The organism is Burkholderiales bacterium, from assembly GCA_035560005.1.
GTDB lineage: Bacteria > Pseudomonadota > Gammaproteobacteria > Burkholderiales > Eutrophovitaceae > DASRFY01.
Genome location: DATMAN010000040.1, coordinates 1 through 10,526, shown reverse-complemented (window position 1 = coordinate 10,526; position 10,526 = coordinate 1). Strand labels below are relative to the sequence as shown.

Below are 10,526 nucleotides of genomic sequence, written 5' to 3'. Positions count from 1 at the left end.
TTCTTTTCGCCGCCACCGTCTTCACGAGCGCGTTCCTGCTCTTTCTCGTGCAGCCGATCATCGCCAAGCAGATCCTGCCGTGGTTCGGCGGCACCGCGGCGGTGTGGACCACCTGCATGGTGTTCTTCCAGGTCGTGCTGCTCGCGGGCTATGCGTACTCGGATGCCGTCGCGCGCAAGCTCGCTCCGCGCGCGCAGGCGGTCCTGCACACCGTGCTCCTCGTCGCGAGCCTCGCCTTCCTGCCGATCCTCGCCGCCGAATCGTGGAAGCCGGATCCCGACACCGAGCCCACGAGCCGCATCCTGCTGCTGCTTACCGCCACCATCGGGCTGCCCTACTTCCTGCTCTCGACCACCGGGCCGCTGGTGCAGGCTTGGTTCGCGCGCACCTTCCCCCGCGGCACGGTGTACCGGCTGTTCGCGCTCTCCAACCTCGCCTCGCTCACCGCCCTCATCGGCTATCCGCCGCTGATCGAGCCTCTGGTGTCGCTGGACGGGCAGGCGTGGGGCTGGAGCGCCCTCTACGCCGCGTTCGCCGCGCTCTGCGTCGCCGCGGCATGGAAGGCGGCGCGCCACGACGAGCCGGCCGCCGCCCCGGTGGCGGCGGCGACGGTCGAAGCGGCGCAGCCGGCGCGGGCCCCGCGCGCGCCCGATTACCTGCTCTGGCTCGGACTTTCGGCGCTGGGCTCGCTGATGCTGCTCGCCGTCACCAACCACATTACGCAGAACATCGCCTCGGTTCCGTTCATCTGGATCCTGCCGCTGGTGCTCTACCTCGCCTCGTTCATCCTCGTCTTCGACGTCACGTCGCGCCGCGGCGTGAGCGGCTGGTATTCGCGCGCCTGGGGCCTGCCGCTGCTCTTCGCCCTGCTCGTCGCGATGGCCTATTTCCTCTACGAGAACCTCGGCGTCATGAACATCCGCGCCTCGATCGCGCTCTACAGCGCCGGGCTCTTCGCCGCCTGCATGTTCTGCCACGGGGAACTGGCGGCGATGCGCCCGGCGCCGAAGTACCTCACGCGCTTTTACCTGATGGTGTCTCTGGGCGGCGCGGCCGGCGGCCTCTTCGTCGGGCTGGTGGCGCCGCGCGTGTTCGACTTCTACCTTGAGCTGCCGATCGCGCTCGTCGCCTGCGGGCTGCTCGCCGCCTGGCTCACCTGGCCGACGCGCTGGAAAATCGCCCACCGCACGGTGGCGGTCGCGACGCCCGCGGTGGCGCTCGCGGTGAGCGCGACGGTGGCGTGGTTCGCCTACGAATATCTCGCCTACGTGCGCGCCAATGCACTGCTCGTCACCCGCAACTTCTACGGCGCGCTGCGCGTGAAGGAGACCGACCGGGGCGACGCGCACACCACCCGCAGCCTCGTGCACGGGGTCATCAACCACGGCTGGGAATACACCGATCCGGCGCTGCGCGCGCAGCCGATCAGCTACTTCGGGCCGACCTCGGGCATTGCACGCGCGCTCGACTTCTACAACGGCCGGCCGCGGCGGGTGGGCATCGTGGGTCTCGGCGTCGGCGTCTTCACCGCCTGGGCGCAGCCGGGCGACTACTTCCGCATCTACGAGCTGGACCCGGAAGTGGTGCGCATCGCGCGCGAGCACTTCTGGTACCTCAGGGAATCGAAAGCCAAAATAGACATCGTCACCGGCGACGGGCGGCTCAACCTCGAGCGCGATCCGCCGCAGAAGTTCGATCTCCTTTCGGTGGATGCGTTCTCCAGCGGCTCGATCCCGATTCACCTCCTCACGCGCGAGGCGCTGCGCGTGTACCGCCGCCATCTCGCGCCCGGCGGCGTGATCGTCTACAACGTCACCAACCGGTTCGTGAAGCTCGCCCCGCTGGTGAAGCTCGTCGCCGAGGCCGAGGGCATGAAGGCGATCCTCGTCGAGGACGATCCGAGCGAGGAAAAGTACTCCGGCACCTCCTACGTGCTCGTCACCGAGAACGAGATCCTGCTCGCCGACAAGCGCTTCGCCGACGCCGAGGAAATCGAGCCGATCCCGGGTCTCAAGCCCTGGACCGACAGCTTCAACAACCTGTTCAAGGTGGTGCGGTAACCCGGACTGCGCCAGAATCGGGGTCACCCATTAGGGACACTCTGAAGTAATCCTCTGCTCTAACAGGGTGCTGAAAAACCCCGCGAACGATCATCGCGACAGACGGTAATAGTGGTAGCCTCGTTCGAGCGAGAAGAAGAATGCGCGGCCAGGTCGATGCTCCGGGTGCCTTGTTCAGCTACGTCTCGGTCGAGGAGCGCGTTCCGGCCGATCACCCCTTGCGCCGGGTGAAGGCGCGGGCCGACGCCGTGCTCGTGGTGACGTTCGGGCTTCCGAATGCCGAGGTCGTCGTCCTGGTGTACACCGAGCGCGACGACGACATGCATGTCACCTCGTTACGCAAGGCCGCACCCTATGAAGCGCGCTATTACTTTGAGGCCGCCGAAGAGTACCTCCGCAAGGGTGGTTGACCGCGACAATCCTCCTTGGTCAGAGGACATGCTCGGCCCGCCCGTCCTTCGCCGAGGTCGTGGGCCGCAGAAGGCGCCGACGAAGGTTCTTGCTACCATTCGCCTGGACGCCGATGTCATTGCGTTCGTCCGTTCGCAAGGCCCCGGCTATCAGTCGCGCATCAACGAGGCGCTACGTCGCATCAAGAGGCGAGGTCTAACAAAGCGGCCACACGGACACGCGCAAGAGCGGCGCGCGGCGGTGGCCGCTGACGTTACGCCACAACAAAATTCGGACGTCGGGCGAAGTTCGGCGGTCCTGATATCCTCACTGGATGAAGGTTCGTGATGTACTTCGAATGCTTAGCGACGATGGCTGGTACTTGGTGGCGACCCGAGGCAGCCATCGTCAATTCAAGCATTCGACGAAACCGGGCCGAGTCACTGTTCCGGGAAAACCGAACGACGATCTGGCTGCTGGCACCTTGAACAGCATTTTGAAGCAGGCGGGTCTGAAGAAGTGAGGTGGGTATGCGCTATGCGATCGTAATCGAAAAGGCTGAAGGCAATTTCTCGGCGTATGTGCCGGATCTTCCGGGCTGCGTCGCGACGGGCGCAACTGTCGAGGAAGCCGAGGCGCAGATCCGGGAGGCCATTGAGTTTCACCTTGAAGGTATGCGCGAGGACGGTCTTCCGATTCCGCAGCCCGAGAGCCGTGTCGAGTACGTTGACGTTGCGGCATAAGCGCGCAGCCACCGGCGCGTGGAGTTGACCCGCTTTCGTGGACACATTTCAATGTTGGTCGAAAGGGAGGTCCACGATGGCCCGCAGTCGCATTGCATAGCTGCCTGAGTTTCGGTGGAAACTGATTGAGTTGGTCTGGGCCGGCCGCAGCCCGGAGGAGCTGGCGAAGGAGTTCGAGCCCTCGGCGCAGACGATCCGTAACTGGGTCAAGCGCGCCGAGGCCGACGGCGGCAAGCGCCGCGATGTGCTGACGAGCCTGGAACGCGAAGAGCTGGCGAAGCTGCGCCAGGTGAAGCTGGGGCGCGAGATCCTGGCAAAGGCCACGGCCTGGTTCGCACGGGGGGCCGACACGACACCGAAGAAGTCTTCCGGTTCGTGACGGCGCACCAGGTCGAGTTTCCGGTGAGAACGATGTGTCGCGTGTTTGCAGTCTCCCCGAGCGGCTACTACGCGTGGGTCAAGCGCGAGCCGTCGGCGCGCGCGATCCGGGATGCGCAATTGATGGCGCGCATCCGGCACTACCATGCGCGCTCCAAGGGTGCCTACGGTGCGCCCAATATCCTGGAGGACCTGCGCGATGAAGGCATCCGGGTGGGTAAGAAGCGCATCGCCCGGCTCATGTAAGCGGGAGGGCCTTCGCGGTGTATGCCGCCGTAAGTTCGTGATCACGAGACGACGCGGAACGCCGATGCCACACCGGGGGCCGATCTGGTGCAGCGGGAATTCAGCGCCGATGCCCCGAACCGGCTCCGGGTCGCCGACATCACCTCCATTCCAACCCGGGCGGGGTTCCTGTTCCTGGCGGTCGTGCTCGATGCCTCGAGCCGCAGAATCGTCGGTTGGGCGATGGCCGAGCACCTGAGGACGGAACTGGTCCTTGCCGCGCTCAACATGGCACCGGGGCAACGCAAAGCCAAAGGAGCCGTTCACCATTCCGATCACGGCACGCAGTACACCTCGATCGAGTTCGGGCTGCGCTGCAAGGCGGCGAAAATCCGGCCCTCCACGGGATCGGCGGGCGATGCCTACGACAACGCCATGTGCGAGAGCTTCTTCGCGACGCTCGAATGCGAGCTGCTCGATCGCCGGCGCTTTGCCACGAAGGCCGAAGCGAGGATGGCGATCTTCGAGTTCATCGAAGGCTGGTACAACCCGACGCGGCGTCACTCGGGCCTTGGCAGAATCTCGCCGATCGAGTTCGAGCGGCGTCATTCAATGCAACATGCGCGCGCGGTTACCCACATGGCCGCGCGCCCGGCAGCGTTCGAAGCGCCCGGCGCGCGCCCCTGTGGATAACCGCTTGTGACCCAAGCGCTAAACCGTCCACGGAAACGTAGTCAACTCCAAGCGGTCGATCCTGCGAAACGTGGCCAAAGATCGCGCGCAAGTCGGATCTCTTGATCGTGTGCTCGCCGGTGCGAGCTTCATTACCGCAAACCCAGCACTTCATCGGCGGAATGAAACATAACGACCAGCATCAGCGGCGGCGCGGAGCGCCGTCCGCTGCATGCTGTTGTTGGCTTGCGTGTTTATCGTCTCCGTCTTCAATGGCTCTCGCTGAGATTCGTCTCAGACGAGCCGTCGCAGCATGATGCGTACTGATTCCTCCTGGGCGAAGACTTGGCGGGCACTAACCCGCACCACACGGATTCCCGCTCCGGTAACTGTCGCATCGCGGATTTCGTCGCTGCGGACTCCGTCGTCCGTGAGGTGCTGTCTGCCATCGACCTCAACGTTGTATCGACCACCACACGGCGCGACCACCAGAAAATCGAGCCGGTAGCGGCCGAATTGCTGTTGCGGCAAGTACCAAAGCGCAGCCTCGGTGAGGAGCTCGGCCATCCTTGCCTCAGCAGCCGATTCGAATGCGGGCGCGACACCGAGCGTCGGGACGCCCACGCCGACACTGGCAGCAAACTCGCCCAGGAACCCGCCTGCCGCCTGGCAGGCACGGCGATCGCCAACGACGTGGAGCGCGCCTCGTGCGCGGGTGATAGCCACGTTGAGCAGTTGGTCGGTCTCCGCGACCCAGCGCGATAGTCGCGGGAGCATCCCGTTGGCCACGACGGGTGAGAAGACCATCACATCCCGCTCATCGCCCTGGAAGCGGTGAGCAGTCCCGACGGTGAGCCGGCCTTTCACACGATCCCACCACGGCCTTTCGCGTACGATCTCCTCTAGTCGCTCCATCTGGAGCCGGAATGGGGTGACGATCCCGAAACTGAGCCCGTCACGGAGCAGGAATCCGGTCCGTGCCCATTCGTCAAGAAGGTCGACTACTGCCCGTAGCTCGATGTCGTTGACAGCGCTTCGCGACGAGCGGGCGACGGTGCCGGGAACATCGTGCCAGAAGACCCCGAGCCGCTCGCCTCCCAGTCTCGCGCACAGCTTTTCAAGAGGCGTACGCAGAATGAGCTGCCCCTGGTAGAACGTGCGGTTGGAGAACTCGATGATTTCTGGGTGAGATCTATAGTGTTCCGCAAGAAAGAGCGGTCGCCCACCGCGTTCGATCAAGTTTCCCTCGGCCAGTGCGTAGAGTGAACGCTGATTGTAGGACCACGTTTCCAGCAGGTGGCCGACGCCGTGCTGCGCCGCCAGACTTTCCTCTTCCGAAGGCGACAGCGTGCTGATGTGGCGAAGCTGACGCGGATCACCGATGATGAGCGCGCGCCGTGCTCTGAAGAGCAGCGGAAGCGCAGATGGGATGTCACACTGACTCGCCTCGTCCAGAATTACCAAGTCGAATAGAGCTGGCTCCAGCGGGAGAGCGTTCCGAACAGATAGGTTGGTCACGACCCAGACCGGAAGATCGCCACCGAGAGATTGGACGACGCCCTTAAACTGTTCGAGAACTTGGAAAAACGCGCTGCCGCGGGTCTGACGCAACCTTGTCGATAGGTCGAAGTACCGGTCGAGCGCGTATCTGACGGAGGCGGCCCGGGGTGCGAGGCGCGCCGTCCACGCCGCCCGGAACTGATCGCAGGCGAGTTCGGCTCGGCGGCGCTGGAGATCGTCCAAGTGCCCAGCGAGGACGCTGGTAGGGTCCTCCGCAGCGAGCCTGGCGAGCGCCTGCGCGCACCGATCCTCGGTCGCGAGCCAGCGCGCCAAGCGGGCTAGCCGCCCGCAGGCCTCTGCGAGGGAGGCAAACGCCTCCGCACTCGGCAGGTCAACCACAGCGAGCAGATCCGCACGCACCTTCTCAGGAAGCCGCGCCGTGAGCGACGCGAGTTCGGCGCGCTGCTTCCGCAGGAGGACGGCTGGGAAGAGCGCTCGCTTCAGCTTGAGCCAGAGTCCGGCGGGGCGTTTTCCGGCAAGAGCGTCGGCAGTCGCCGACAGTCGCTCGACACGCGATAGATCGGGAGAAGGACTGCGTGCCTCACTCCATGCATCTACCCATCCCTGTTCCACCAGACCTTCGGCAACACGGCGGTCCCGCTCGAGGCCAGCGTAATCCACTAGGACGCGCTCCAGGTTCTCGATTCGGCGGCGCCCTGCTACCACCTTTTCATCAAGGTCATGGAGAAGCTTCGGCGCGGGAGCTGTTGGCACCGCATCGGGCCGAAGCGCATTCAACCGCGCATCCATCTCTTGCCGTGATTCGTCCATCGCGTTGCGGCTGCCGAGCCGAAGCGTCCAGTCCCGCTCTTCGCCAAGGATTTCTCGTAGGCGGTCACGGACAACATCGACGGCCTTGTTGTTCTTGCTGGCGAACAGCACCGGCCGCCCCGCGAGGGCACAACTAGCGAGTAGATTGACAACGACCTGTGACTTACCTGTCCCGGGTGGCCCGGTGACGACGGTAAGGGTGTGACGAAGTCCTGCCCGCGCCGCTTCCTCCTGGCCTTGGTTCAGTGGCAGCACTTGAAGGAGAGCAGGCAACGACTCAGCCTCTCGCGTGGCCTTCCCTGAGGCCGGTGGCGATATGCCAGCGAGTATTCCGGCGGCCGTCGCACCGAGGGCGTTGGAGAGGCGCGGGTATTGGGTAAGCGCCTCCAGCTCACGCCGGAGGTGGTGGGTGTACACGCTTCGCTCGCTCTTGAAGAGGATTGGCCGATTGACCCAGCGGCTGCGCGGCGAGTCGCTCCTTGGATAGGGCTCCAGGCGATCCGGAGAGATGTCAGGAGCGGGCACACCCAGCATCTCGAAGGCCGTTCGGACTCGGTCCGTGAAAGAGCCGTAATCTCCTTCCAGTGCCTCCTGAATCGCACGCAACTCCTCGGCCTGCGTATGCTGGCGCCGGAAGACATGATGGTTGACCTGTAGTTCCTTGGCGTCCCCGGGTCGCACTGCAAAACGGTGGTCGCTTAGGTGCTCTACGTCGACCTCTGTCACGAATAGCGGCGAGAGAAAGCCACCCTCGTCGAGAAAGATCGGATAGCCGTAGAACCAGCGCTCAACGCCCCCGGCAAGCGCGCTTCCGCCAAGCAGAACCTTGCGATCCGGAGTGAGACTCGCCTCCAGAATGATCTCAGACGCTTCGGGATGGAACAGCGGTTCCTCTGTGTCCCACGGCGAGATGAGGGAGCGATGCAGGGCGGACAGCTTCTTGGTCAGCGAGCGCCGGTCCTCTGCCTCAACGCAGGCAAGGTAGAAACGAAGAAGGCGCAGAAGATCTTGTTCCGTCAATGCACTGAGCCTCCGGCAAGCTAACGCCGCCCATCACCGGCCCGTGTAGGCGGGCGAAGCCCGCCGGAACGGGTCCGGTGGATGGGCTGGTTCGGCGTCATTCTTACGTGCCGCGCGATCGGCGGGTGACGTAAGCACGGAGAACGCTATCCATGCGCGATTGCCAACCAGCCCCTGTGGACTTGAAGTACTCCACTACGTCTCGGCTGTATCGGACCGATAGGAGCAACTTTGGGCTCTCCGACTTTGGCCTGCCTCGGAGCGCACGAAGCGGAACCATCGATTTCAATTGCTTCGGGGAAAGTGGCTGCGCGTCGGGATCCGCCTTTGCGGCCGCGCGGATCCTTCGATCCTCCGCCTGGGTCGGAATCGCGATCTTGGAACGTCTAGATGTTTTCGACATAGTGCTTAACCTCTCGACGCGTCGCCCGGCGGAGAGTGATGATCCTGCGTCGGTCACCGCGGTCGACGAATGCCACGTAGTAGAGCGTGTTGGTCTTGGGGGCGAGAGCGATCATGCGCATCTCGTCGTAGACAAACCGATGGTCGACCCAAGCGAGCGCAGCGTCCCAGTCAAGCTCCCGCGCCAAGCTCAAGGGCACGCCGTGTCTGGCACGGTTTGCTGCATCTTTGGCGGGATCGAACTCGATTCGGACGGATTAGTGTAGCTACAGAAAAGGGAGCGGTCAATCCGAGCCATGTCGTGGGCGTGCCCAATGACGCCGAACGCCGCGCTCAGCCGCGCGCTTCAGCGCGTCGGCTGCAGCAGGAGGTTATGCCGCAGTTTGTAGATGATCGTCCCATCCCGGGAACACTAGTACGGCAGGGTGGCATTTGAGGGCTTTCGCAAGCACCTTTGCACGCTCAACGCCCAGGCGAACGCGGCCGTTCTCGATCGCAGAGAGCGTGGCCTGAGGGATCCCCGTGCGCTCCGCGAGTTGATTCTGGCTCAAGCCTTGCAGCTCGCGAACGATACGCACGGATTCACCCACCGAGACAGTGACGCGCTTCTTCGCGGGGCGGAATTCCTTCATTTACGGCCCCCGATAGTCGTGCGGGGTGATCGAAACCACCTGAAACAGCTGCTGCTCCGGCACGGTGCGGTAGATGACGCGCCATTGCAGCCCAAGGCGTGAGGACCGATGCCCTTTCCACCCGCCGGGCAATGCTTCGTCGCTGAAGCCTCTGATCAGACGAAGCCCCGGTGGTCCGGAGAGCATGGCGATGTCCTTCCACTTTTCGTACCGCTTGAGGCTCTCCCGCGGCGCCGAGGCGAGCTGCTTGTCGACGCGGCGATGCTCCTCAATGCGCCACATGCCGCATTGTGCCTATACCATATATGGCATGGCAAGGCGCGTCGAGGTCTGCGGCATAGCGCCCAAGCTCAGCCGACGGCGAACCGCGCAGCGCTTTGACGGTCGGCTGGAGCGCGTTGTTAGGGTGCACTACTGGCCCGCGATACACGACGGTACGCATAGATTGCGAGGGAGACGCCAGCCAGCAGTGGCCCTGAGCCGAAGACGCCACCCAAGCCGCAGAGATTGCCCATCTTTTCGGACGAGCAGAATACTGCAATTCCCAACGCCGCACCGGCGAACAACGCAGCGACACCGAGCGCGGCCAACCCCAGAACGGAACGGCCGAGCCACCTCATCCTGTCGTTGCCTCGGCGGGTGAATCCGAACGCCACGAGGGCAATCGACACGACCAGGCCCATCAGAAAGACTACGGGCCCGATTTTGATGAGCAGATTGAGCATAGCGGCCACGGGCAGGCTCCTGAGCGGGTCAACGAAGCGGCAATGGTTCGGCGGAAACCGAAGGGCTGTTCGTTCTTCCTGAACTCCTGCCTGCCCTTGAATACGTTTGGGCCACAGGGCAATCGGCCACTGCGCAATGCCGAATAGTCCACCGACAACAGGCCAGCGCCGAAAATCAGAAACAGCAGCGCCTGAAAAATCGCCGTCAGACTTTCCCCGAGCGCAGGCGGAACTTGGCCATGAGCGCGGCAGCGCCGACCGCCGGCAGGGCGAGAATCGAAAACACAATCAAGCCCAGCGGCAACAAGCTGAAATCCGACTTGGAAATGATCAGTACCAACGCCTGCGCCAGCATCACGGCCAGCCCCCAGCGCCAAGGTTTCTCAGGAACCCAATAGCCAAGGCCGGCAGCGAGGCAAATGCTCAATGGATAAGCCACCATCCAATAAAGCGTTGAATCCCAAGCCTCCCGCCTGCCGCTGACGCCGGTTGCCACAGACCACAAGACTGCGCCTCCGATGATCGCAACCATCCAGGCCCATGATGCTCGATGGTTCATGCTTGTTTCCCGATGCACCCTAGACAGAATGGCTTCCCGATAGCAGGCGGCCTGCCTCCGCTGTACTGTGGATTGCGTGGGTGAACACGCCGAGCCACACGTTGAACACGCAGGCGTCAACTTTGTCGAGGAGGCAGGCCATGAGCAAGTCTATCAAGCTGTTCGTCCGCATGGACGTTCGCAAGGACTCGATGGACGTCGCCACGGGCGAGGAGCGCGCTGGCGAGGTGCGTCCCTACGGCGCGATCGGCGGGGCCCTGCGGGTTCGGCATCTACCGGATGCTGCGCGCCCGAGGACACGATTGCTGGGTGGTGTCCCCGGGGCTGACCCCGCGCAGCAGCGCCGACCGGATCAAGACCGACCGGCGCGATTGCCTGAAGCTGGCGCG

The 10,526-nt window shown here is 63.9% G+C and carries 12 protein-coding genes and 2 pseudogenes; 7 read left to right on the top strand and 7 right to left on the bottom strand.

The annotated features are described in order from the left end of the window. The 6 genes and pseudogenes from VNM24_06015 to VNM24_05990 all read left to right on the top strand — a co-directional run. Positions 1-2,060, top strand: a 2,060-nt coding sequence (locus VNM24_06015; GenBank protein HWQ38158.1) for a fused MFS/spermidine synthase, incomplete at its 5' end; no start/stop codon positions are given. 140 nt (positions 2,061-2,200) lie between these two features. Next, positions 2,201-2,314: pseudogene (locus VNM24_06010) on the top strand (IS5/IS1182 family transposase). Between the two features lie 22 nt (positions 2,315-2,336). Then, on the top strand, positions 2,337-2,798 hold the full coding sequence (locus VNM24_06005; protein ID HWQ38157.1) for a BrnA antitoxin family protein: 462 nt from the start codon (positions 2,337-2,339) through the stop codon (positions 2,796-2,798). Continuing rightward, positions 2,785-2,973: a type II toxin-antitoxin system HicA family toxin gene (locus VNM24_06000; GenBank protein ID HWQ38156.1), complete on the top strand. Its 189-nt coding sequence runs from the start codon at positions 2,785-2,787 to the stop codon at positions 2,971-2,973. Before VNM24_06005 ends, VNM24_06000 begins: the two co-directional genes overlap by 14 nt. Before the next feature lie 7 nt (positions 2,974-2,980). Further along, the gene (locus VNM24_05995) at positions 2,981-3,193 is read left to right on the top strand and encodes a type II toxin-antitoxin system HicB family antitoxin (GenBank protein ID HWQ38155.1); all 213 of its coding nucleotides are present in this window, start codon (positions 2,981-2,983) and stop codon (positions 3,191-3,193) included. Between the two features lie 100 nt (positions 3,194-3,293). After that, positions 3,294-4,489, top strand: a pseudogene (locus VNM24_05990) (IS3 family transposase). 273 nt (positions 4,490-4,762) lie between these two features. Here the strand turns inward: VNM24_05990 and VNM24_05985 are convergent. From VNM24_05985 to VNM24_05955, 7 genes are all read right to left on the bottom strand, one after another. After that, a complete protein-coding gene (locus VNM24_05985; GenBank protein HWQ38154.1) occupies positions 4,763-7,819 on the bottom strand; it encodes an AAA domain-containing protein in 3,057 nt (1,018 codons plus the stop codon). Between the two features lie 103 nt (positions 7,820-7,922). Then, on the bottom strand, positions 7,923-8,222 hold the full coding sequence (locus VNM24_05980) for a BrnA antitoxin family protein (GenBank protein HWQ38153.1): 300 nt from the start codon (positions 8,220-8,222) through the stop codon (positions 7,923-7,925). Continuing rightward, the gene (locus tag VNM24_05975; GenBank protein HWQ38152.1) at positions 8,206-8,469 is read right to left on the bottom strand and encodes a BrnT family toxin; all 264 of its coding nucleotides are present in this window, start codon (positions 8,467-8,469) and stop codon (positions 8,206-8,208) included. The genes VNM24_05980 and VNM24_05975 overlap by 17 nt, the downstream gene beginning before the upstream one ends. A 123-nt stretch (positions 8,470-8,592) precedes the next feature. Beyond that, positions 8,593-8,853 carry a helix-turn-helix transcriptional regulator gene (locus VNM24_05970; GenBank protein HWQ38151.1) on the bottom strand — a complete coding sequence of 87 codons (261 nt, stop codon included), beginning with the start codon at positions 8,851-8,853 and terminating at the stop codon, positions 8,593-8,595. After that, on the bottom strand, positions 8,854-9,135 hold the full coding sequence (locus VNM24_05965; protein ID HWQ38150.1) for a hypothetical protein: 282 nt from the start codon (positions 9,133-9,135) through the stop codon (positions 8,854-8,856). A 119-nt stretch (positions 9,136-9,254) separates the two neighbouring features. Then, entirely contained in the window at positions 9,255-9,587 is a 333-nt protein-coding gene (locus tag VNM24_05960; protein HWQ38149.1) for a hypothetical protein, read from the bottom strand. A 196-nt stretch (positions 9,588-9,783) separates the two neighbouring features. Beyond that, on the bottom strand, positions 9,784-10,137 hold the full coding sequence (locus VNM24_05955; GenBank protein ID HWQ38148.1) for a hypothetical protein: 354 nt from the start codon (positions 10,135-10,137) through the stop codon (positions 9,784-9,786). Between the two features lie 140 nt (positions 10,138-10,277). On the opposite strand from VNM24_05955, the gene VNM24_05950 reads away from it, so the two are divergent. Further along, a partial coding sequence (locus tag VNM24_05950; protein ID HWQ38147.1) for a hypothetical protein occupies positions 10,278-10,526 on the top strand: 249 nt, incomplete at its 3' end.

Coding starts and splice junctions, on each gene's coding strand:
- VNM24_05995 (HWQ38155.1), top strand. CDS start 2,981: ATGCGCTATGCGATCGTAATCGAAAAGGCTGAAGGCAATTTCTCGGCG.
- VNM24_05965 (HWQ38150.1), bottom strand. CDS start 9,135: ATGTGGCGCATTGAGGAGCATCGCCGCGTCGACAAGCAGCTCGCCTCG.
- VNM24_05955 (HWQ38148.1), bottom strand. CDS start 10,137: ATGAACCATCGAGCATCATGGGCCTGGATGGTTGCGATCATCGGAGGC.
- VNM24_06005 (HWQ38157.1), top strand. CDS start 2,337: ATGCCGAGGTCGTCGTCCTGGTGTACACCGAGCGCGACGACGACATGC.
- VNM24_05970 (HWQ38151.1), bottom strand. CDS start 8,853: ATGAAGGAATTCCGCCCCGCGAAGAAGCGCGTCACTGTCTCGGTGGGT.
- VNM24_05980 (HWQ38153.1), bottom strand. CDS start 8,222: ATGTCGAAAACATCTAGACGTTCCAAGATCGCGATTCCGACCCAGGCG.
- VNM24_06000 (HWQ38156.1), top strand. CDS start 2,785: ATGAAGGTTCGTGATGTACTTCGAATGCTTAGCGACGATGGCTGGTAC.